This is a genomic window from Mesorhizobium sp. WSM4904, from assembly GCF_029674545.1.
GTDB lineage: Bacteria > Pseudomonadota > Alphaproteobacteria > Rhizobiales > Rhizobiaceae > Mesorhizobium.
On record NZ_CP121354.1, the window covers coordinates 4,201,028 to 4,222,208 of the forward strand.

The 21,181-nt window shown below is 62.8% G+C and carries 22 protein-coding genes; 20 read left to right on the forward strand and 2 right to left on the reverse strand.

What is annotated here, in order from left to right; all coding sequences use genetic code 11:
* Positions 1-23 precede the first annotated feature (23 nt).
* On the forward strand, positions 24-2,819 hold the full coding sequence (gene gyrA / locus QAZ47_RS20100) for a DNA gyrase subunit A (RefSeq protein WP_278202471.1): 2,796 nt from the start codon (positions 24-26) through the stop codon (positions 2,817-2,819).
* 51 nt (positions 2,820-2,870) lie between these two features.
* On the opposite strand, the gene QAZ47_RS20105 is transcribed toward gyrA, so the two are convergent.
* A complete protein-coding gene (locus QAZ47_RS20105; protein WP_278202472.1) occupies positions 2,871-3,023 on the reverse strand; it encodes a hypothetical protein in 153 nt (50 codons plus the stop codon).
* A gap of 299 nt (positions 3,024-3,322) precedes the next feature.
* On the opposite strand from QAZ47_RS20105, the gene coaD reads away from it, so the two are divergent.
* The 9 genes from coaD to QAZ47_RS20150 all read left to right on the forward strand — a co-directional run bounded on the left by coaD (position 3,323) and on the right by QAZ47_RS20150 (position 10,338).
* Positions 3,323-3,823, forward strand: coding sequence for a pantetheine-phosphate adenylyltransferase (gene coaD / locus QAZ47_RS20110; RefSeq protein WP_278074191.1), 501 nt, complete (start codon positions 3,323-3,325; stop codon positions 3,821-3,823).
* A 170-nt stretch (positions 3,824-3,993) separates the two neighbouring features.
* Entirely contained in the window at positions 3,994-4,491 is a 498-nt protein-coding gene (locus QAZ47_RS20115; protein ID WP_278207893.1) for a peptidylprolyl isomerase, read from the forward strand.
* Between the two features lie 29 nt (positions 4,492-4,520).
* Complete coding sequence (locus tag QAZ47_RS20120) at positions 4,521-5,033, forward strand: peptidylprolyl isomerase (RefSeq protein ID WP_278074193.1); 513 nt, start codon at positions 4,521-4,523, stop codon at positions 5,031-5,033.
* A gap of 10 nt (positions 5,034-5,043) precedes the next feature.
* Positions 5,044-5,493 (forward strand): DMT family transporter, encoded by a 450-nt coding sequence (locus QAZ47_RS20125; RefSeq protein WP_278207894.1) that lies wholly within the window; start codon positions 5,044-5,046, stop codon positions 5,491-5,493.
* Entirely contained in the window at positions 5,493-6,581 is a 1,089-nt protein-coding gene (gene queA / locus QAZ47_RS20130; protein WP_278202475.1) for a tRNA preQ1(34) S-adenosylmethionine ribosyltransferase-isomerase QueA, read from the forward strand. Before QAZ47_RS20125 ends, queA begins: the two co-directional genes overlap by 1 nt.
* Complete coding sequence (locus QAZ47_RS20135) at positions 6,571-6,840, forward strand: hypothetical protein (RefSeq protein ID WP_278202476.1); 270 nt, start codon at positions 6,571-6,573, stop codon at positions 6,838-6,840. Before queA ends, QAZ47_RS20135 begins: the two co-directional genes overlap by 11 nt.
* Complete coding sequence (gene tgt, locus QAZ47_RS20140; protein WP_278202478.1) at positions 6,833-7,963, forward strand: tRNA guanosine(34) transglycosylase Tgt; 1,131 nt, start codon at positions 6,833-6,835, stop codon at positions 7,961-7,963. The genes QAZ47_RS20135 and tgt overlap by 8 nt, the downstream gene beginning before the upstream one ends.
* Before the next feature lie 66 nt (positions 7,964-8,029).
* Positions 8,030-8,755, forward strand: coding sequence for an SDR family NAD(P)-dependent oxidoreductase (locus QAZ47_RS20145; RefSeq protein WP_278202479.1), 726 nt, complete (start codon positions 8,030-8,032; stop codon positions 8,753-8,755).
* A gap of 212 nt (positions 8,756-8,967) precedes the next feature.
* Positions 8,968-10,338 (forward strand): hypothetical protein, encoded by a 1,371-nt coding sequence (locus QAZ47_RS20150; RefSeq protein ID WP_278202480.1) that lies wholly within the window; start codon positions 8,968-8,970, stop codon positions 10,336-10,338.
* Between the two features lies 1 nt (position 10,339).
* Here QAZ47_RS20150 and QAZ47_RS20155 read toward each other — a convergent pair whose 3' ends face one another.
* Positions 10,340-10,759 carry a DUF4864 domain-containing protein gene (locus QAZ47_RS20155; RefSeq protein ID WP_278202481.1) on the reverse strand — a complete coding sequence of 140 codons (420 nt, stop codon included), beginning with the start codon at positions 10,757-10,759 and terminating at the stop codon, positions 10,340-10,342.
* Between the two features lie 285 nt (positions 10,760-11,044).
* Between QAZ47_RS20155 and QAZ47_RS20160 the strand changes: the two genes are divergently transcribed.
* From QAZ47_RS20160 to QAZ47_RS20205, 10 genes are all read left to right on the forward strand, one after another.
* On the forward strand, positions 11,045-11,281 hold the full coding sequence (locus QAZ47_RS20160; protein WP_059185676.1) for an Lrp/AsnC ligand binding domain-containing protein: 237 nt from the start codon (positions 11,045-11,047) through the stop codon (positions 11,279-11,281).
* A 167-nt stretch (positions 11,282-11,448) separates the two neighbouring features.
* A complete protein-coding gene (locus tag QAZ47_RS20165) occupies positions 11,449-12,861 on the forward strand; it encodes a circularly permuted type 2 ATP-grasp protein (RefSeq protein WP_278202482.1) in 1,413 nt (470 codons plus the stop codon).
* A gap of 103 nt (positions 12,862-12,964) precedes the next feature.
* Positions 12,965-13,279, forward strand: a complete 315-nt coding sequence (locus tag QAZ47_RS20170) for a four helix bundle protein (RefSeq protein ID WP_245464965.1) — start codon at positions 12,965-12,967, stop codon at positions 13,277-13,279.
* A gap of 70 nt (positions 13,280-13,349) precedes the next feature.
* The gene (locus QAZ47_RS20175; RefSeq protein WP_278202484.1) at positions 13,350-14,291 is read left to right on the forward strand and encodes an alpha-E domain-containing protein; all 942 of its coding nucleotides are present in this window, start codon (positions 13,350-13,352) and stop codon (positions 14,289-14,291) included.
* A gap of 14 nt (positions 14,292-14,305) precedes the next feature.
* Positions 14,306-15,100 (forward strand): transglutaminase family protein, encoded by a 795-nt coding sequence (locus tag QAZ47_RS20180; RefSeq protein ID WP_278230509.1) that lies wholly within the window; start codon positions 14,306-14,308, stop codon positions 15,098-15,100.
* Between the two features lie 153 nt (positions 15,101-15,253).
* A complete protein-coding gene (locus QAZ47_RS20185; protein WP_278202486.1) occupies positions 15,254-15,985 on the forward strand; it encodes a peptidase in 732 nt (243 codons plus the stop codon).
* Positions 15,986-16,099: 114 nt separating this feature from the next.
* Positions 16,100-17,512, forward strand: a complete 1,413-nt coding sequence (locus tag QAZ47_RS20190) for a pyridoxal-dependent decarboxylase (protein WP_278202487.1) — start codon at positions 16,100-16,102, stop codon at positions 17,510-17,512.
* Positions 17,513-17,637: 125 nt separating this feature from the next.
* Entirely contained in the window at positions 17,638-18,405 is a 768-nt protein-coding gene (locus QAZ47_RS20195; protein WP_278074203.1) for a DeoR/GlpR family DNA-binding transcription regulator, read from the forward strand.
* A gap of 126 nt (positions 18,406-18,531) precedes the next feature.
* The gene (gene glpD, locus QAZ47_RS20200) at positions 18,532-20,058 is read left to right on the forward strand and encodes a glycerol-3-phosphate dehydrogenase (protein ID WP_278202489.1); all 1,527 of its coding nucleotides are present in this window, start codon (positions 18,532-18,534) and stop codon (positions 20,056-20,058) included.
* A 39-nt stretch (positions 20,059-20,097) separates the two neighbouring features.
* On the forward strand, positions 20,098-21,177 hold the full coding sequence (locus QAZ47_RS20205) for an ABC transporter ATP-binding protein (RefSeq protein WP_278230510.1): 1,080 nt from the start codon (positions 20,098-20,100) through the stop codon (positions 21,175-21,177).
* Positions 21,178-21,181 lie beyond the last annotated feature (4 nt).

The following is a 21,181-nucleotide window of genomic DNA, read 5'->3' on the forward strand; positions in this document are numbered from 1 at the left end:
TCCCGACAGGATTGTGACCTGATTTGACCGACCAGAAGACACCGCGCGGGCCGGACGGCGGCCCCACCGGCATCGAGCCGATTTCGATCATCGAGGAGATGCAGCGCTCCTACCTCGATTATGCCATGAGCGTGATCGTCAGCCGCGCGCTGCCTGACGTGCGCGACGGCCTAAAGCCCGTCCATCGCCGCATCCTCTATGCCTCGCATGAAAGCGGCTACCACTGGAACCGCAAATATGTGAAGTCGGCGCGCCCGGTCGCCGACGTGATGGGTAAATACCATCCGCATGGCGACGCTTCGATCTATGACGCGCTGGTGCGCATGGCGCAGGACTGGTCGCTGCGCGTGCCGCTGATCGACGGTCAGGGCAATTTCGGCTCGATCGACGGCGATCCGCCGGCGGCGATGCGCTACACCGAGTCCAGGCTGACCAAGGTCGCGCATGAGCTGCTGGAGGACATCGACAAGGAAACGGTCGATTTCCAGGACACTTACGACGCCTCCGCCACCGAGCCGCGCGTGCTGCCGGCCCGCTTCCCGAACCTTCTCGTCAACGGCTCGGGCGGCATCGCCGTCGGCATGGCCACCAACATCCCGCCGCACAATCTGGCCGAAGTCTGCAACGGCGCCATCGCCATCATCGACAATCCGGCCATCGACCTGCCGTCGCTGATGGAGATCGTGCCCGGTCCGGATTTCCCGACCGGCGGCATCGTGCTTGGCCGTTCCGGCATCTACAACGCCTATTCGACGGGCCGCGGCTCGATCGTCATGCGCGGCCGCGTCAACATCGAGGCGCGCGGCAACGACCGTGAATCGATCATCGTCACCGAGATCCCCTACCAGGTGAACAAGGCGGCGATGATCGAGAAGATGGCCGAGCTGGTGCGCGAGAAGCGCATCGAGGGCATCTCCGACATTCGCGACGAGAGCGACCGCCAGGGCTACCGCGTCGTCATCGAGCTGAAGCGCGAGGCCGTCGCCGACGTCATCCTCAACCAGCTCTACCGCTTCACGCCGCTGCAGACCTCGTTCGGCGCCAATATGGTGGCGCTGAACGGCGGCAAGCCGGAGGTGCTGACGCTGATCGACATGCTGAAAGCATTTGTCGGCTTCCGCGAGGAAGTGATCAGCCGGCGCACGAAGTATCTTTTGCGGAAGGCTCGTGAGAGAGCTCATGTGCTGGTCGGCCTTGCCATCGCGGTCGCCAACATCGACGAGGTGATCAAGCTGATCCGCACCGCGCCCGATCCGCAGACGGCGCGCGAGCAGTTGATGGAGCGGCGCTGGCCGTCCCACGACGTCGCTCCGCTGATCCAGCTGATCGACGATCCGCGCCACCGTATCAACGAGGACGGAACCTACAATCTCTCCGAGGAACAGGCGCGCGCGATCCTCGATCTGCGCCTGCAGCGCCTGACCGCGCTCGGTCGCGACGAGATCGCCGACGAGCTGAACAAGATCGGCGCCGAGATCGTTGATCACCTTGACATTTTGTCGTCCCGTGCGCGCATCCAGCAGATCGTCAAGGACGAGCTGATCGCGGTCCGCGACGAGTTCGGCACGCCGCGCCGCACCGAGCTCGCCGAGGGCGGAGCGGACATGGAAGACGAGGACCTGATCCAGCGCGAGGACATGGTCGTCACCGTCAGCCATTCGGGCTACATCAAGCGCGTGCCGCTGTCGCTCTACCGGGCGCAGCGCCGCGGCGGCAAGGGCCGCTCCGGCATGTCGACGAAGGAGGAGGATTTCGTCACCCGGCTGTTCGTCGCCAACACGCACACGCCGGTGCTGTTCTTCTCCTCGCGCGGCATCGTCTACAAGGAAAAGGTCTGGCGGCTGCCGGTCGGCAACCCGCAATCGCGCGGCAAGGCGCTGATCAACATGCTGCCGCTCGAGCAGGGCGAGCGCATCACCACCATCATGCCATTGCCCGAGGACGAGACGAGCTGGGGCGAGCTCGACGTGATGTTCGCCACCACGCGCGGCACGGTGCGCCGCAACAAGCTGTCCGACTTCGTCCAGGTCAACCGCAACGGCAAGATCGCCATGAAGCTGGAGGAAGAGGGCGACGAGATCCTCGGCGTCGAGACCTGCACCGACAATGACGACGTGCTTCTGACCGCCAATTCCGGTCAGTGCATCCGCTTCCCGGTCAGCGACGTGCGCGTCTTCCAGAGCCGCAATTCCGTCGGCGTGCGCGGCATCGCCATGGCCGAGACCGATCGCGTGATCTCGATGTCGGTGATCGAACATGTCGATGCTTCACCGGCTGAGCGTGCGGCCTATCTCAAGCGTGCGGCGTCCGAACGCCGGCTGGCCGCCGGCGGTGCTGCCGAGGAGGAAGAGATCGCGCTCACCAATGAGGAGATCGGCGAGGAAGCCGAGCTTTCCGACGAGCGCTACGAATTCCTCAAGGTGCATGAGCAGCTTGTGCTGACGGTGACCGAATACGGCTACGGCAAGCGTTCGTCGTCCTACGATTTCCGCCTGACGGGCCGCGGCGGCAAGGGCATTCGCGCCACGGATGTGTCGAAAGTGGCCGAGATCGGGCGCCTTGTCGCGACTTTCCCGGTCGGCAACGACGATCAGATCATGCTGGTTTCGGACGGCGGCACGGTCATCCGCGTGCCGGTCAACGGCATACGCTTCGCCAGCCGCGCCACCAAGGGCGTGACCATCTTCAACACGGCCGAAGGCGAGAAGGTGGTGTCGGTTGAGCGGATTTCGGAGCCGCAGTCGGACGAGGAAGCCGAAGAGACGCCTTCGAGTGAGGCTGGCACCGCAGAGGATGCGGGCGAGAGCAATCCCGAATAGGCTTTGGCTACGCGCCACCGGCCCCTGGGCCGGTGCGATCATGGCTTGAAATCAGTGGCGACGGTAGACGTTGCGGGCAATGAAGCCATCGAACCGCTTGGTGTTGGCCTTGACGCGCACTCGCGCCGCTTCCTGATGCAGCCCGAAGGCGGTTGCGATCAGCATCACGATGGTCATTGCAGTGGCAAGCATGTAGATCAGCATTTGCGTGTTCTCCTGCGCTCACAACGATAAAGATGGTGCTTTGGTTTCATCTCCTGAAGCGGCAACCTAGTGAACGCTGCGTGAAACGTTCGTGATTGTCGCATTCATCTGTCGTTCATGTCCGTGAAAAGGTTCACGGCCGTTGCGCATCCGGGCACATCAATGGGATTTGCGTTTGTTCGAGAGGCTCGCTAAAGCGTTTCACCGTCTCAAGGAAACGGCGAACCCCTCTTTTGTTTTGCGCAATTCCGGACGGAAAACCGCTCACACTTTTCCTGGAATTGCTCTAGAAGCCTGCCATGACCGAACGCACCGCCCTTTACGCCGGCTCCTTCGACCCGCTGACCAACGGCCATCTCGACGTCCTGAAGGCGTCGCTCGCCGTGGCCGACACCGTCTACGCGGCGATCGGCATCCACCCGGGCAAGACGCCGCTGTTTTCCTTCGAGGAACGCGTGAAGCTGATCGAGGCCGCGACCAAGGCGGAGTTCGGCCGCGACAGCGCCCGCATCAAGGTCGTTGCCTTCGACGGTCTGGTCATCGATGCCGCCAGGAAGCATGGCGCCTCGATCATCATCCGCGGCCTGCGCGACGGCACCGACCTCGACTACGAGATGCAGATGGCCGGCATGAACGAGACCATGGCGCCGGAGCTGCAGACCGTTTTCCTGCCGGCCAGCCCGTCGGTGCGCACCATTACCGCCACACTTGTCCGCCAGATTGCGTCGATGGGCGGCGACATCCGCCCATTCGTGCCGGCTGCCGTTGCAGGCGCGCTCACTGCCAAATTCGCGAAATAGTGCATGTCGCCCAAAAGTGGATCCCGGTTTTGGGGTAACGACATGCACCCAAACAAAAGACTTTCGGAGAAGAGTTCATGCAGCTGAAAAAGCTCGCTTCGTTCCTTGTCGTGCTTGCCGGCGTTTTGGCGGCATCCCTGCCTGCCTTCGCCGCCGACAAGGAAAACACCATGGTCGTCACGCTGAAGGACGGCGACGTGACCATCGCGCTGCGTCCCGATCTCGCGCCCAAACATGTCGCGCAGATCAAGAAGCTGGTGCGTGACGGCGCCTACGACAACGTCGCGTTCCACCGCGTCATCGACGGCTTCATGGCGCAGACCGGTGACGTCAAGTTCGGCAACATGAAGAAGGGTTTCAACCCCGAAGCCGTCGGCACCGGCGGTTCCGACCTTCCCGACCTGCCCGCCGAGTTCTCGCAGACCGAGCAATTTACCCGCGGCGTCGTCGGCATGGCCCGCTCGCAGGACCCGAATTCGGCCAATTCCCAGTTCTTCATCATGTTCGCGCCGGCGCCGAACCTGGACGGCCAGTACACCATCGTCGGCAAGGTCGAGAGCGGCATGGAACTGGTGGACAAGATCAAGAAGGGCGACGAGGCGGACAACGGCACGGTCACCGATCCCGATCGCATGATCAAGGTTCGCATCGCCGCCGACAACAAGTAACCAACTCAATTTTCAAAGGATTTTCTGACATGGCTGAGATCAAGGACCGCGAGAACGCGCTCATCATGGAAACGACCAAAGGCCAGGTCGTCATCGAGATGTATCCGGACCTTGCGCCCGGTCACGTCGCCCGCATCAAGGAGCTGTCGCGCGAAGGCGCTTATGACGGGGTGGTCTTTCACCGCGTCATCGACGGCTTCATGGCGCAGACCGGCGACGTCAAGTTCGGCAATTCGAGCAAACCCTCTTTCGCGCCGTCCCGCGCCGGCATGGGCGGTTCTGACAAGCCGGACCTCAAGGCCGAATTCTCCAACGCCAACCACGGCCGCGGCACCTGCTCGATGGCTCGCGCGCAGAACCCGAACTCGGCCAACTCGCAGTTCTTCATCTGCTTCGACGACGCTTCCTTCCTCAACCGCCAGTACACGGTCTGGGGCCAGGTCATCGAAGGCATGGAGAATGTCGACAAGATCAAGCGCGGCGAGCCGGTGCAGGATCCTGACAAGATCGTGTCGCTGAAGGTCGCAGCGGACGTCAAGTAAAGGCATATCGATAATGGGCGCTGTCTGGTCCCTGCTTGGCATCCTGTCCGGCGCCTTCATCGCCATCCAGGCGCCGATCAACTCGCAATTGGCGCGCGGCCTCGGCCTGCCGGTCGCGGCCGCAGCCTTTTCGTTCCTGTCGGGCGCGATCGTGCTAGGTATCATCGCGGTCGCCGTGGTGAGGCTGCAAGGCATCTCGCTCGACTGGAAGGCGCCGGCGCCGTGGCTGTTCGTGGCCGGCGGCGTTCTCGGCGGCTTCTATGTGACGCTCTCCACAATCCTGACCCCACGCATCGGCGCCGCCGCGCTGATGGCCTTCCTGGTCGCCGGCCAGCTGATTGCCGGCATGCTCGTCGATCGCGTCGGCTTCCTCGGCGTCGCGGTGCGCGAGATCTCGCTTGGCCGCGTCGCCGGGGCCGTGCTGCTGCTGGCCGGAGCGCTGCTCATCCGGCTGTTCTGATGCGCGTCGACCTGTTCGACTTCGATCTGCCGGAGGAGCGCATCGCGCTGCGCCCGGCCGAGCCGCGCGACAGCTCCAAGATGTTGGTCGTCAGGCCCGGCGAAGGCCTGGAAGATCGGATCGTGCGCGATCTGCCGGCGTTGCTCCGCAGGGACGACGTGCTGGTGTTCAACGACACCAAGGTCATCCCGGCGCAGCTCAAAGGCATCCGCAAGCGCGGCGAGGCGATGGCGCAGGTCGAGGCGACGCTGCATATGCGGGTGGCGCCGGACCGCTGGCAGGCCTTCATGCGGCCGGGCAAACGCATCGCTGTCGGCGACCGCATCCATTTCGGCCATGACCAGAATTCTTGCTTCCTCGGCCAGCTCGACGCGACGGTGATCGAGAAGGGCGAGGCGGGCGAGGCACTGCTCGGCTTCGATCTTTCCGGCCCGTTCCTCGATGAGGCGATGCACGCCGTCGGCCACATTCCGCTGCCGCCCTACATCGCCTCAAAACGCGACGACGACGAGCGCGACCGCAGCGACTATCAAACCATCTATGCCAGGGAAGAGGGCGCCGTTGCCGCCCCCACCGCGGGACTGCATTTCACGCCGGAGCTGTTTGCCGCGCTCGATGCCAAGGGCATCGAGCGCCGCTTCGTCACGCTGCATGTCGGCGCCGGCACCTTCCTGCCGGTGAAAGCCGACGACACCGCCGACCACAAGATGCATGCCGAAACCGGCTTGGTAAGCGCCGACACGGCGGATGCGCTCAATGCGGCAAGGGCGCGGGGAGGGCGGATCGTCGCCGTCGGCACGACGTCGCTGCGCCTCCTGGAAAGTGCTGCGCGCGAAGACGGCAGGATCGAGCCCTGGTCCGGACCGACGGATATCTTCATCACTCCAGGCTACCGCTTCCGAACGGCCGACATGCTGATGACCAATTTCCATCTGCCGCGCTCGACGCTGTTCATGCTGGTCTCGGCCTTCAGCGGGCTGGAGACGATGCGTTCGGCCTATGCGCATGCCATCGCAAGCCGTTACAGGTTCTATTCCTACGGGGACTCGAGCCTGCTTTTCCGAGCGGAGACACGCGATGGACAGTGATCTCGAGACAATGGGGCACGACGCGCTGATCGCGGAGGTCAAGAAGCTGCGTGCCGGCATTCGCGCGCATCGCGATGCGACCGGCCATGATCTGTGCTGGCACCACCCCGACCTCTGGAACCTTTTGCCGGAAAAGATCGAGCCGGCGATCGCCGTGCCGCCCTGGCCGAAATTCATGCGCGGGTGCATCCGCTACCGGCAGTCGCTCGACGAGCAGGCACCCGGCGCACCCGTACACGACAAGGAATTCGATGGCTGAGACTTTTTCGTTCAAGCTCACCGCCACCGACCGCAAGGCGCGGCGAGGTGTGATCCGCATGCCGCGCGGCGAGATCCGCACGCCGGCCTTCATGCCGGTCGGAACGGGCGGCACGGTCAAGGCCATGTATATGGACCAGGTGCGCAGCGTCGGCGCCGACATCATCCTCGGCAACACCTATCATCTGATGCTGCGGCCAGGCGCCGAGCGGGTCGCGAAGCTCGGCGGTCTGCATGAGTTCGCGCGCTGGCCGCACCCGATCCTGACCGACAGCGGCGGCTTCCAGGTCATGTCGCTGTCGAAATTGAGAAAGCTCAGCGAAAAGGGCGTCACCTTCCGCTCGCATATCGACGGCGCTCCCCACGAGATGTCGCCGGAGCGGTCGATCGAAATCCAGGGGCTGCTCGATTCCGACATCCAGATGCAGCTCGACGAATGCACCGCGCTTCCGGCCAAGCCGACGGAGATCGAACGCGCCATGGAGCTGTCGCTGCGCTGGGCCGAGCGCTGCAAGACGGCGTTCGGCGACCAGCCGGGCAAGGCCATGTTCGGCATCGTGCAGGGCGGCGACAGCGCGGTGATGCGCGTGCGCTCGGCGCAGGCGCTGAAGGCGATGGACCTCAAGGGCTACGCCGTCGGCGGGCTGGCGGTCGGCGAACCGCAGGCCGTGATGCTGGAGATGCTGGACATCACCTGCCCGGAACTGCCGGCCGACAGGCCGCGCTACCTGATGGGCGTCGGCACGCCGGACGACATCTTGAAATCGGTGGCACGCGGCATCGACATGTTCGACTGCGTGATGCCGACGCGCGCCGGCCGCCATGGGCTCGCCTACACGCGTCGCGGCAAGATCAACCTGCGCAACGCCCGTCATGCCGACGATCCACGTCCGCTGGACGAGGAAAGCGACTGCCCGGCCGCGCGCGACTACTCGCGCGCCTATCTGCATCACCTCGTGCGTTCGCAGGAGTCTTTGGGGGCAATGCTGCTCACCTGGAACAACCTGTCCTACTATCAGAAGCTGATGCAGGACATCCGCGCCGCGATCGAGGCCAAAGCCTTCGAGACGCGCGCCGCCGAGATTTCGGAGGGCTGGGCGAGGGGCGACATTCCCGTCCTCTAGCCGCTCCGTTCCCGCAATTGACGGGCGGCCGCTCCCGGGAGCAGACTTGGTGCCCTGGGGATCGGCATGAGTGTAACCTACGACTTTGCCGGCAAGACGGCTATCGTGACCGGCGGCTCAAGGGGCATTGGCAGGGGCGTGGCGACGCTGTTAGCCCGGTCGGGTGCGGACGTCTGGATATGGGACGCCGACCCCGCGCCTGCCGACGGAATCCGCAGCCAGACAGTCGACGTCACCAAGGCTCAGGACATAAGCAGTGCCCTCGGCGAGGTCGTCGCCAGGACGGGGCGGGTCGACATTCTCGTCAACAATGCGGGCTATCTTGGTCCCTATCTTGGCTTCGAGGCTTTCGATCCGGCCGAGTGGCAGCGCATCGTTGGTGTGAATGTCATCGGCACGTTCGAGGTCACGCATCAGGTCCTGCCGGTCATGCGCAAGGCCGGCAGCGGCCGCATCGTCAATATGGGGTCGCTCGCCGGCAAGGAGGGATTGCCGAACCTAGCGGTCTATTCGGCGGCGAGCGCGGGCATCATTGCCTTCACCAAGGCCTTATCGCGTGAGGTCTGCGACACCGACATCCGCGTCAACTGCGTCGCGCCGGGTCCGATCGACACCGATCTTATCCGGCGTCTCGGAAACGAGGTCGTCAGCGACATGGTCGGCGCCAGCCCGCTGAAGCGGCTCGGAGCGGTGGAGGAGGTCGCGGCGCTGGTTCTCTGGCTCTGTTCCGATGCCTCGAGCTTCAACACCGGCGCGGTGTTTGACATGTCTGGCGGCAGGGCACGGTATTGACGTGACCGCCTCGAGCGCGAACTGTTTTGAAACAACTTTGGATATACAAATCGCCGAGATGACATCAGGCGAAGGTCAACACCTTGCGCATCTCGGGACAAGCCGCGGCGCTAGGCGAGGCGCAACCCAGCCACGCAAGCGGCTCTTCTGAGCCGGTCATTGCCATCCGACGGTGGACAAGCGCGGTATCGCTGGCGATCGCGGCGATTGCGGTGGCCGGCCTCGTCCTGCGCTTACTGGGCGCCCGCGGCGATCTTTGGCTCGACGAGATCTGGAGCCTTACTCTCCTCAAGCCTCTGACCTCGATCGACCAGATATTCTGGCGCGTCAATCACGACAACAACCATTTCCTGAACTCCTTCTACCTCTATCTGGTCGGCCCGGACACCTCGCCGCTGATCCAGAGGGGCCTGTCGATCGCTCTTGGCGTCTTGACGATCCCTGCCGCGGCAGCGGCGGCCGCGCCACGCGGACGCTGGGCGATGATTGCCACCAGCCTCTTGTTTTCCATCAGCTTCCCGATGGTGGAATATGGCTCCGAGGCACGTGGTTACGCCGGCCTCGTACTGTTCACGCTCCTGTCCTTGATCTTGCTGGAGCGGCGCCTCGACAAAGGCGGATCGGCCTTCGGCCTGGCCGCGATGATCCTGCTCGGCATACTGTCGCATCTCACAATGATCGAGACAGCGGCGATCCTTGCGGGAGGGACCCTCTGGCTGACTTTGCGAAGCAAGGACAGCCACGGCCGCACGCTCATCGATGGCGGCCAGAAGCTGTGGCCGATCTTCGCCGCCGTGCTTCCGGTGGCTGCTTGCGTGGCTCTATTGGACCAATTGTTCGGCTTCAAGATAGGCGGGCTCTCACAGTTTTCGTGGTCGGACCTGGTGCAAGGCTATGGCGGACTCATCAAGGGCGAGCTCGGTCTGCCGTCCAGGATCGGCGACTTGACCTCGATCATCGCGGCCTGCGCTCTCGTCTGTGTGTCCGCCTTTGTCTGGCGCGACCGGCGGGCCAGCCTGTACGTGATCGGGATTGTCGGATTGCCCCTTGTCATGGGCGTGGCGCGTCTGCCGAACCTTGGAACTCCGCGCTATTTTCTCGTCAGCGGAACATTGCTGCTGCTCTGGACCGGGGAGATGCTCGGCCGTGGCTTCGACGCCGGAAGGATGAAAGGGCTGCTGGCTTTCGGGGCGTTGGCCGTCGTGGTCGCAGGTGCCGCATCGTCGCTGCTTGGCTTCTATCAATACGGACGTGGCTCCTATTCCGTGATTGTCGAAAAAGTAACGGCCAACGGCACCGCCACCTACGCCAGCAACAGCAGCTTCCGTACCGTTATGGTCGTCGACTATTTTGCCGCCCGGTCCAACCGCAAGGCGTCGCTTGTTCCGCAGAGCAAGGTCTGTGCCGAACGCCCGGGCTGGCTGATCTATGAAGGCGATCCTGACGCCCAGCCGGTGACGATCGAACCGAAATGCGGTGATCTCGTCTATGACCGCGCCGAGTCTTCCCGCTATTGGGGCCTGTCAGGCTTGAGCTGGACACTCTATCAAGGGCGTCCCGCACCTGTGTTGGTCCGGCCGTAGGTCAGGTGCTGACCGAAGTCGAGGCGCGCAGGCTGCAGCCGGTGATCTTGAAGCTGCCGTCCGGCTGCTGTTCCAGCGTGTAGACCGCTTCGTAGTCCTTGCCGTCGGGACCGACGATCAGCACCTGCTGGATGATCGAGCTCGGTCCGGTCTGCTCGACCTTGCCGAAGGAATAGCTCTGCGGCCTGCGCACCGGCGCATAGCCGTTGGTCACCATGTTCATGAAGGTGTCGATGGTCGGAAAGGTGCGCTTCACGTTGGGTGCCGCGAAGCTGTAGGCGGTTGCGCCGTCATCGGCGAGGAAAGCCTTGAGCTGGCTGTCGATGACCGTTTGCGCCGCCTTGATCTCGGCATCGCCGGCGAAGGCCATGGAGATCAGAAGCATCGGAACGAGAGCGAATGCGAACAAAGCGCGGCGCATGGCCTGCCTCCCGGAACTCACTTGCAAAGCTCAGTCTAACATACGCTGGGCGGCGTGCCGCGGTTTCATCGTGCTCGGAATATTCTTCTTACCCGCGCCGCCGTCTAAGCCGGCGCTTCTCATTCAAAGACATGCTGGGCTGGTCAATGGCGGCGGCCGATCGGGTATGCCCATCGCCTGATTGCGGCAAGCGGTCGCCGAGACCTGCGCCGCCTGATGCTTGAAAGCAGGGCGGCAGTCTGCCACAAGGGCCGCTTATTCGCATATAAGCTCACAGGATCGGCAATGAAGGCATTTTTCGTGCAGATAAAGTGCGATCTGGGCAAGGCCTACGAGGTCGCCAGCGCGCTCGCCGACGCCGAGATCGCCTCCGAAATCTATTCGACCGCCGGCAATTACGACCTGCTCGCCAAGTTCTATGTCGACGATGAAGAGGATATCGGCCACTTCGTCAATGAACGGGTGCAGATCCTGCCTGGAATCAAAGACACCTTCACCATCGTTACCTTCCGGGCATTCTGACTCGCCTTTTATGCCCGGTCACCGGGCAGGGTCTGACCCAGCATCGCTCCCGCTGCCCTAATCTTAGGCAATTTGCATAGAGCGGCCGCCGCCGCCTCTCAAATCACCGATTGCGCTTGATTTTCTCCGGCGAGGCCAGTGAAATGGCTTCAGAGGGGAGTACGCGATTGGCAGCGTTCGACGAAATGCTTCCGGAAGCCTCCGGATTGAGAAGACCATATCAGGCTTACGATCGCTGGCTGAAGGAACAGGATCCGGCCAGGCTTACCGAGAAAATGCAGGACGCCGAGCGCGTCTTCCGCAAGACCGGCATCACCTTTGCCGTCTACGGCGAGCAGGACGCCTCCGAGCGGCTGATCCCCTTCGATATCGTTCCGCGCATCATCTCCGGCCAGGAATGGCGCCGGCTGACGCAGGGCATAGAGCAGCGCGTGCAGGCGCTGAACGCTTTTCTCGACGACATCTATCACCGCCAGGAAATCCTGCGCGCCGGGCGCATTCCCAAGGAGCTGGTGGCGAAGAACGAAGCGTTCCTGCCAGAGATGATCGGGGTGAGGCCGCCGGCCGGCGTCTACACCCACATCATCGGCGTCGACATCGTCCGCATCAGCGAGAACGAATTCTACGTGCTCGAAGATAATGCCCGCACGCCGTCGGGCGTCTCCTACATGCTGGAGAACCGCGAGACGATGATGCAGCTCTTTCCCGAGCTGTTCCAGCAGGTCAAAGTGCGGCCGGTCGAGAACTATCCGCAGCTGCTGCGCCAGTCGCTGGCAGCGGTAAGGCCGCAGAGCGCCAAGGGCGCGCCGACCATCGCGGTGCTGACGCCGGGCAGCTACAACTCAGCCTATTTCGAGCACGCTTTCCTCGCCGATCAGATGGGCGTGCAACTTGTCGAAGGACAGGACCTGCGCGTGGTCGACGGCCATGTCACGATGCGCACCACCGAAGGCTACAAGCAGATCGACGTGCTTTACCGTCGCGTCGACGACGCCTTCCTCGATCCGCTGACCTTCCGGCCGGACTCCGCCCTTGGCGTGCCGGGCATCATGGACGTCTATCGAGCCGGCAACATCACGATTGCGAATGCTCCGGGAACCGGTATCGCCGACGACAAGGCGATCTATTCCTACATGCCCGAGATCGTCGAGTTCTACACCGGCCGCAAGGCGATCCTCGGCAACATCCCGACCTGGCGCTGCTCGGAGCCGGACAGCCTGAAATATGTGCTGGAGCACATTGGCGAGCTCGTGATCAAGGAAGTGCACGGCTCCGGCGGTTACGGCATGCTCGTCGGTCCAGCGGCGACCAAGAAGGAATGTGAGGCGTTCGCCAAGAAGCTGCAGGCCAAGCCCGCCAACTACATCGCCCAACCGACGCTGGCACTGTCGACCTGCCCGATCCTCACCGAGAAGGGCCTGTCGCCGCGCCATGTCGATCTCAGGCCTTATGTGCTCGTCTCGGACCGCATCCAACTAGTGCCCGGTGGACTGACCAGGGTGGCGCTCAAGGAGGGGTCGCTGGTGGTCAACTCCTCACAAGGGGGCGGGACGAAGGATACGTGGGTGCTGGACGATTGAGACGAGCGAATAGCGAGTAGCGAGTAGCGAGTAGGGAAAAAGGGGGAATACGACGGCAATCAATTCCTACCGAGATCTGATCGTTTGGAAGGCGGCCTTGAAGTTGGCAGTAAATTGCTACTCGGCCACAAAAGGTTTTCCGAACAGCGAAGCATACGGGATGACATCTCAGATACGACGCTCGGCGGCTTCCATCGCAGCGAATGTTGCAGAGGGTCACGGAAGAGAAAGTACAGGAGCCTTTATCCAATTTCTTCGCACGGCGCAGGGCTCTCTGAAAGAGTTGGAGACTCATCTCATACTGAGTGGAGAGGTAGGACTGATGGTCGAAGCGGAGGTCGCCAGCTTGCTTGGCCAAACTGATGAAATCGGGAAAATGCTGCGTTCGATGATCAGGAGCCTGCAACAAAAGTCATGAGGCCCTTTTTCCGCTATTCGCTATTCGCTATTCGCTATTCGCTATTCGCTCGACACCGGAGCAAGCTGATATGCTTTTGGGCCGCACCGCCAACGGTCTCTACTGGATGAACCGCTATATCGAGCGGGCCGAAAACATGGCGCGCCTGGTCGATGCCGGCCTGCGCATGGCTTTGACGCGTACCCAGAACGCATCGGAGGAATGGAATTCGGTGCTGCTGAGCGCCGGCTCCGACTACGCCTTCAGCCAGAAATACCAGGATTACACGGTCGCCAACGTCTCCGACTTCCTGGTGCGCGATACCTCGAACCCGTCGAGCACGATGTCGTCGATCGAGACGGCGCGCAACAATGCGCGCATGGTGCGCACCGCGCTGACCCGCGAAACCTGGGAGAGCATCAACGAGGCCTGGATGTCGCTGAAGCGCATGCTGGCAAGGCCGATCGACGAGCGCGACCTGCCGACCGTGCTCGATGCCATCAAGCGCGAGACGGCGCTGATCCGCGGCTCGTTCTACGGCACCATGCTGCGCAACGAGATCTTCGACTTCTCGCAGCTCGGCACCTATGTCGAGCGCGCCGACAACACGGCCCGCATCCTCGACGTCAAATACTACGTGCTCCTGCCGTCGATTTCATGGGTTGGCTCGACGCTCGACAATTATCAATGGGAATCGATCCTGCGCTCGGTGTCGGCGCACCGTTCCTACCGCTGGGTCTACGACGCCGACTACAAGCCGACCAATATTGCAGACTATCTGATCCTCAACGTGCGCATGCCGCGCTCGCTCACCTTCTGCTATCGCTTCCTCGGCGAGCACCTGAAATTCCTCGCCGACGACTATGGCGAGCGCCACGCCTGCCACGCGACGGCCGAGAAGACCCAGGCGATGCTGAAGAAGGGGTCGATCAAGGACATTTTCGACCACGGCCTGCACGAGTTCCTGGCTGAATTCATTCGCGACAACACCAGGCTGGGCGACGAGATTGCCCAGGATTATCGGTTCTATTGAGCGGGGCACGCGCCATGCGGCTCAAGATCACCCACCGGACCGAGTACCGCTACGACGCACCCGTACAGTATCTGCTGCAGCGGCTGCGCCTGATGCCGCTCAGCGGGCCGACGCAGACAGTCGCGTCCTGGGCGACCAGGATCGACGGCGCGCGCGAGGAAGTGCGTTTCATCGACCATTTCGGCAACGATACCCGGCTGGTGAGCGCCGAGGGCGGCCACAACGTCATCACGGTCGAGGCCGCGGGCGAGGTGACGACGCGCGACACGGCCGGTGTATCCGGAGCGCACCATGGTTTTACGCCGCTCTGGCTGTTCGCTCAGGAAACGCAGCTCACCATCGCCGGTGACGGCATCCGCCAACTGGCCGCATCGGTCGGCGAGGGGACCGACATCGACCGGCTGCACAGGCTGATGGGCACGATCCGCGAGCGCGTCGCCTACAAGCCCGGCACGACCAGCGCCGTGACGCCGGCGGAGGAAGCGCTGGCTCTGAAGGCCGGCGTCTGCCAGGACCACAGCCACATTTTCGCTGCCGTCGCGCGCGTGATGGGCTTTCCCGCCCGCTATGTCAGCGGCTATCTGATGATGGACGCCTCGGTCGAGCAGGCGGCAAGCCATGCCTGGGCCGAAGCGCATGTGCCCGGCCTCGGCTGGGTTGCCTTTGATCCCGCGAACGGCATCTCTCCCGACGAACGCTACGTGAGAGTGGCGACGGGTCGCGACTATCGCGATGCCTCGCCTGTGTCGGGAATAGTGCTGGGGCAAGCGCAAGAGAAGCTTGCCGTCACCGTCACGGTAGAGCAGTAAACCGCGAACCGCTCTATCTCATTGTCTTGATGCAATTCCGCGCGGAAAACCGTTTCACACTTTTCCTGGAATTGCTCTGGCTCTTTGTCTTGACGCAATTCCGGACGGAAAACCGTTTCACACTTTTCCTGGAATTGCTCTAGAAGAGCGACCATGACCTATTGCGTCGGCCTCAAGATCGATCGCGGGCTCGTGTTCATGTCGGACACGCGCACCAATGCCGGCATGGATTCGATCTCGACCTTCAAGAAGATGCATGTCTGGGAAGAGCCCGGCGAGCGCGTCATCGTGCTGATGTCGGCGGGCAATCTTGCCACGACCCAGGCCGTCGTCAGCCTGCTCGACGAGCGCAACAAGGCGGTCGGCGACCGCCACGAGAAGCTGCTCGAAACGCCGTCCATGTACCAGACCGTGCGGCTGGTCGGCGAAACTGTGAAAGAGGTGATCGCGCAATCGTCGCCAACCGGCGACCAGGCCGATTCCTATTTCAACGCCTCCTTCATCCTCGGCGGTCAGATCAAAGGCAGTCCGCCAAGGCTGTTCATGATCTATCCCGAGGGCAATTTCATCGAGTCGACCGACGACACGCCGTTCTTCCAGATCGGCGAGACCAAATACGGCAAGCCGATCATCATTCGCGCCTACGACCGCGCGATGAGCCTGGCCGAGACGGTGAAGCTGCTTCTGGTTTCCTTCGACTCAACGCTGAAGTCGAATCTGTCTGTCGGCTTGCCCCTCGATCTGCTCTTCCTGGAGAAGGACGCGCTCAAGGTCGGTCTCAAGAAACGGTTCGGCCAGGACGACCAGTATTATCGCGCTATTTCCGAGGGCTGGTCGAACGCGCTTAAGACGGCTTTCGCCAGCTTGCCGGACTTTCCGGGGTAGGTCGCCTTTTTCCGTTCAGGCGGCGGTTGATCGATTATATTTAACACGTTAATCAAATTGCTGATGGGCCGGCGCTATCGCCGGCTATGACTGGTCGATCCGGCGAGAGGCTGTATGAACAACGATGAATTCAAGGCATGGTCGAGACGCGCGGCCGACTGGGGCGCGGACTACCGCGCGAGTCTGCGCGAGCGGCCGGTGCGGCCTGCGATAGGTCCGGGCGAGATCTTCAGGAGTATCGAGGCCTCGCCGCCTGAAACGGCAGAGCCGATGGAAAAGATCTTCGCCGATTTCGAAGCGAAGATCGTGCCGGGCATGACGCATTGGCAGCATCCGCGCTTCTTCGCCTATTTTCCGGCCAACGCGGCGCCGGTTTCGGTCGTGGCGGAATATCTGGTCTCGGCGATGGCGGCGCAGTGCATGCTGTGGCAGACCTCGCCGGCTGCTACCGAGCTCGAGATGCGCATCGTCGACTGGATGCGGCAGGCGCTCGGGCTGCCCGAAGGGTTCTCCGGCGTCATCCAGGATTCCGCCTCATCGGCGACGCTTGCCGCGGTGCTCACCATGCGCGAGCGGGCGCTGGACTGGCAGGGCAACAAAAAGGGGCTCGCAGGACAGGCGAAGCTGTGCGTCTATTCTTCCGACCAGGTCCACACGTCGATCGACCGCGCGGTCTGGGTTTCGGGCATCGGCGAGGAGAACCTCGTTCGCATCCCGGTAGCCGGCCGTTTCCGCGCGATGGACGCGGCGGCGCTGGAGGCAGCGATCATTGCCGATCGCGAGGCTGGCCTGCTACCCGCCGGCATCATCGCATGTGTCGGCGGCACCAGCACCGGCGGCACCGACGACATCGCCGCTGTTGCCGCTATCGCGAAGCGGCATGGGCTTTACCTTCATGTCGACGCAGCGTGGGCAGGATCGGCCATGATCTGCCCGGAATACCGGCATTTCTGGGCTGGCGTCGAGGGCGCCGATTCGATTGTCTTCAATCCGCATAAATGGCTGGGCGCGCAGTTCGACTGCTCGATCCAGTTTGTCCGCCAACCGGAAGACCTCGTGCGCACGCTGGCGATCAAGCCGGACTATCTCAAGACCCGCGGCCACGACGGCATCATCAACTATTCGGAATGGTCGGTACCGCTCGGCCGCCGTTTCCGGGCGCTGAAGCTCTGGTTCCTGCTGCGCGCCCATGGGCTGGAAGGCCTGCGCAGGATGATCCGCAATCACGTCGCCTGGAGCGAAGGCCTCGCCGGGCGACTTGCCATGGAGGACGACTTCGAGCTCGTCACCGAGCCGATGCTGTCGCTGTTTTCGTTCCGGCATCGCGCCCCGGCGGACGCCGACCCGGACGAGCACAATCTGCGGCTTGTCGATGCCATCAACACGGACGGCCGCATCTATCTGACGCAGACCCGCGTGGACGGACGAGTGGCGATCCGTTTCCAGGCGGGGCAGTTCGAGACCACGGCTGCCGATATTGACGCGGCCTTCGATGTGGTCACCGAGGTCGCGCGTCGTCTTGTCTGAGGCGGCAAAATGGGTTGCGAACCGGTTTGCGTTTGCGATCAAGTGAATTTCGTTAGCCGGCTTATACCTATTCATCGCTTTCGTTTTCCGATATAGACCAGAAAAACGAAAACGGAGGACGCCGGATGTTTCTTTCGCCACGCCATGCCGAGATCATACAGATGGCGAAGGACCACGGCCGCGTTCTGGTCGAAGACCTGGCGACACATTTCAACGTGACGCCGCAGACCATCCGCAAGGACCTCAACGACCTCTGCGACCAGCGTTTGCTGACACGCGTCCATGGCGGCGCGTTGTTTCCGTCCGGCATCGAGAACATGGAATATGAGGCGCGGCGCAAGATTGCGGCCGAGGAGAAGGAGGCGATCGGTCGCGCCGCAGCCAGGCTGATCCCCGACAACGCCTCGCTGTTCATCAATATCGGCACTACCACTGAAGCCGTCAGCAAGGCGCTGCTCGACCATAACGGGCTTATGGTCATCACCAATAATATCAATGTTGCCAATAGGATGCGCATCTACCCTTCGATCGAGGTGGTGATCGCCGGCGGCGTGGTGCGCGGCTCGGACGGCGGCGTCGTCGGTGAGGCCGCCGTCGATTTCATTCGTCAGTTCAAAGTGGATTACGCCGTCATCGGCGCCTCGGCCATCGACCACGACGGCGCCTTGCTCGACTTCGATTTTCGCGAGGTGAAAGTGGCGCAAGCCATCATCGCCAATGCGCGTCACGTGATTCTCGTCTCCGACCAGACCAAATTCGAGCGCACGGCGCCGGTTCGCATCGGCCATCTGTCGCAGGTCAACACCTTCATCACCGACCGGTGCGATATCCCTTCGGTGCGCAGGATCTGCGAGGAGACGGAGGTTCGTTTGATCGAGACGGCGCTCGGATAAGGTCGCTTCGCGGGCATCTCACACATCTGTGATATTTCGTTTGACATTCGTATTGAGTTCGAAATAATCCCGTCACGGTTTCGCGAAACACAAAAATGGTGCAATGCGAAATCGTGGAGGAACCCTGTGAGCGCATCCCCGATCCATGACATTTTCGTCATAGGTGGCGGCATCAACGGCTGCGGCATCGCCCGTGATGCCGTCGGCCGTGGATTTTCGGTTTTCCTGGCCGAGATGAACGATCTTGCCAGCGGGACGTCCTCCGGCTCGACCAAGCTGATCCATGGCGGCCTGCGCTATCTCGAATTCTATGAATTCCGCCTGGTGCGTGAAGCGCTGATGGAGCGCGAGGTTCTCTGGAAGAACGCGCCGCACATCATCTGGCCGATGCGCTTCGTGCTGCCTTATGCCAAGGGCTTGCGCCCGGCCTGGCTGATCCGGCTCGGCCTGTTCCTCTACGACCATATCGGCGGGCGCAAGCTGCTGCCGGCGACGAAGACGCTGGACATGGCCAGCGACCCGGCCGGCAAACCACTTAAGCCGCTCTTCCGCAAGGCGTTCGAATATTCGGACGGCTGGGTCAACGATGCCCGCCTGGTAGCGCTCAATGCCCGCGACGCGGCCGACCGCGGCGCCGTCATCCGCACCCGCACCAAAGTGGTCAGCGCGCGCCGCGACGGCGCGCTGTGGACGATCAAGATCCAGAACGTGCTGACCGGCGAGACCGAGGAAGTTCGGGCCCGCCTTCTCGTCAATGCCGCGGGACCCTGGGTCGATCAGGTGCTGGCAAAGGCGGTCGGGCAGAACGACGTGCACAATGTTCGCCTGGTGCAGGGCAGCCACATCGTCATCAAGAAGAAGTTCGACGATCCGCGCGCCTACTTCTTCCAGAACAAGGACGGGCGCATCATCTTCGCCATTCCCTACGAGGAAGAGTTCACGCTGATCGGCACTACCGACCGCGACTATCCCGGCGATCCGCATGACGTGAAGATCAGCGATGCCGAGATCGACTATCTCTGCGCCGCGGCGAGCGAATATTTCGCGCAACCCGTCAAGCGCTCGGATATCGTCTGGACCTATTCCGCCGTGCGCCCTCTCTATGACGACGGCGCCTCGAAGGCGCAGGAAGCGACGCGCGACTATGTGCTGAAGGCCGAAGGCGGGGAGGGCGCAGCCCCCTTGCTCAATTCATTCGGCGGCAAGATCACGACGTTCCGCCGGCTGGCTGAATCGATGCTGGAGAAGATCGAAGGTTTTCTCGGCAAGCGCGGCAAGCCATGGACCGCCAATGCGCCGCTGCCGGGCGGCGATTTCCCGGCGACCGGTTTCGACGCGCAGGTTGCCAGGTTGAAGAATGCCTATCCGTTCCTCGACCAGCGGCTGGCGCGCAGGCTCACCCGGCTGTACGGTACGCGCGCCGAGAAGCTGCTCGGGCTGGCCAAGTCGAATGCCGATCTCGGCCGCAATTTCGGCGCCGACGTTTACGAGGCCGAGCTGCGCTACCTCGTCGAGAACGAATGGGCCGTCACCGCCGAGGACGTGCTGTGGCGCAGGACCAAGCGCGGCCTGCATTTCAGCCGCGAGCAGACAGCGGCCTTGGAAGAATTCATGCGTGGACTGAGCCGACGCCACGTCGCGGCGGCCGAATAATGACCGCCCAATAGCGCGCAAGGCCTGGGAGGAGGCGTGATGCTGGAATTGAGGAACGTGACGAAGACGGTCGGTGCGCAGGAGCATATCCGCGACGTGTCGCTGACGCTTCAGCACGGCTCGCTGAACGTCCTGCTCGGGCCGACGCTTTCCGGCAAGACCAGCCTGATGCGGCTGATGGCCGGGCTCGACGCGCCGACCTCCGGCTCGGTCTGGTTCGACGGCAAGGACGTCACCGGACAGCCGGTGCAGAAGCGCAACGTCGCCATGGTCTACCAGCAGTTCATCAACTATCCGGCGATGACCGTCTACGAGAACATCGCCTCGCCGCTTCGGGTCGCCGGCGTCGATCACGCCAGGATCGACAAGGAGGTGCGCAACGCCGCCGCGCTCCTGAAGCTCACGCCCTATCTCGACCGCACGCCGCTCAGCCTGTCGGGCGGCCAGCAGCAGCGCACGGCGCTTGCCCGCGCCATTGTCAAGAACGCCAGCCTGGTGCTGCTGGACGAACCGCTCGCCAATCTCGACTACAAGCTGCGCGAGGAACTGCGGGCCGAGCTGCCGAAGATCTTTGCCGCCGCCGGCACCATCTTCGTTTACGCGACCACCGAGCCGCACGAGGCGCTTTTGCTCGGCGGCAACACGGCGACTCTCTCGGAAGGGCGGGTCACGCAATTCGGGCCGACCGTGGAAGTGTTCCGCAAGCCGGTCGACCTGGTGACGGCACGAACCTTCGCCGATCCGCCGCTCAACACCATCGTGCTTGCCAAGAAGGGATCCGATTTCCTGCTCGAAGGCGGCGTCAAGCTGCCGGTCCCGCCGGAATTGCTCGGCATTCCGGATGCCAGCTACACGATCGGCTTCCAGCCGCACCATTTGTCGCTCGATCGCCCCAGTGCCGGCGCCGTGCCGGTGCGGGCAAAGGTGACCATCACCGAGATCACCGGCTCGGAAAGCTTCGTGCATCTCGACTTCGCCGATGCGCGCTGGGTCATGCTTGCGCATGGCATTCTCGATTTCGAGACCGACGACGAGGTCGAGGTGTTCATCGATCCGCGCCACATCATGGTGTTCGACCAGAACGGCCGCGCCGTGACTGCGTCGAAGCTGGCGGCCTGAGGAG

Bases quoted from the DNA above. Each gene is read 5' to 3' on its own strand.
- QAZ47_RS20105 (WP_278202472.1), bottom strand. From the start codon at position 3,023: ATGCTGATCTACATGCTTGCCACTGCAATGACCATCGTGATGCTGATC.
- coaD (WP_278074191.1), top strand. From the start codon at position 3,323: ATGACCGAACGCACCGCCCTTTACGCCGGCTCCTTCGACCCGCTGACC.
- QAZ47_RS20115 (WP_278207893.1), top strand. From the start codon at position 3,994: ATGGTCGTCACGCTGAAGGACGGCGACGTGACCATCGCGCTGCGTCCC.
- QAZ47_RS20120 (WP_278074193.1), top strand. From the start codon at position 4,521: ATGGCTGAGATCAAGGACCGCGAGAACGCGCTCATCATGGAAACGACC.
- queA (WP_278202475.1), top strand. From the start codon at position 5,493: ATGCGCGTCGACCTGTTCGACTTCGATCTGCCGGAGGAGCGCATCGCG.
- QAZ47_RS20135 (WP_278202476.1), top strand. From the start codon at position 6,571: ATGGACAGTGATCTCGAGACAATGGGGCACGACGCGCTGATCGCGGAG.
- tgt (WP_278202478.1), top strand. From the start codon at position 6,833: ATGGCTGAGACTTTTTCGTTCAAGCTCACCGCCACCGACCGCAAGGCG.
- QAZ47_RS20145 (WP_278202479.1), top strand. From the start codon at position 8,030: ATGAGTGTAACCTACGACTTTGCCGGCAAGACGGCTATCGTGACCGGC.
- QAZ47_RS20155 (WP_278202481.1), bottom strand. From the start codon at position 10,759: ATGCGCCGCGCTTTGTTCGCATTCGCTCTCGTTCCGATGCTTCTGATC.
- QAZ47_RS20160 (WP_059185676.1), top strand. From the start codon at position 11,045: ATGAAGGCATTTTTCGTGCAGATAAAGTGCGATCTGGGCAAGGCCTAC.
- QAZ47_RS20175 (WP_278202484.1), top strand. From the start codon at position 13,350: ATGCTTTTGGGCCGCACCGCCAACGGTCTCTACTGGATGAACCGCTAT.
- QAZ47_RS20180 (WP_278230509.1), top strand. From the start codon at position 14,306: ATGCGGCTCAAGATCACCCACCGGACCGAGTACCGCTACGACGCACCC.
- QAZ47_RS20185 (WP_278202486.1), top strand. From the start codon at position 15,254: ATGACCTATTGCGTCGGCCTCAAGATCGATCGCGGGCTCGTGTTCATG.
- QAZ47_RS20190 (WP_278202487.1), top strand. From the start codon at position 16,100: ATGAACAACGATGAATTCAAGGCATGGTCGAGACGCGCGGCCGACTGG.
- QAZ47_RS20195 (WP_278074203.1), top strand. From the start codon at position 17,638: ATGTTTCTTTCGCCACGCCATGCCGAGATCATACAGATGGCGAAGGAC.
- QAZ47_RS20205 (WP_278230510.1), top strand. From the start codon at position 20,098: ATGCTGGAATTGAGGAACGTGACGAAGACGGTCGGTGCGCAGGAGCAT.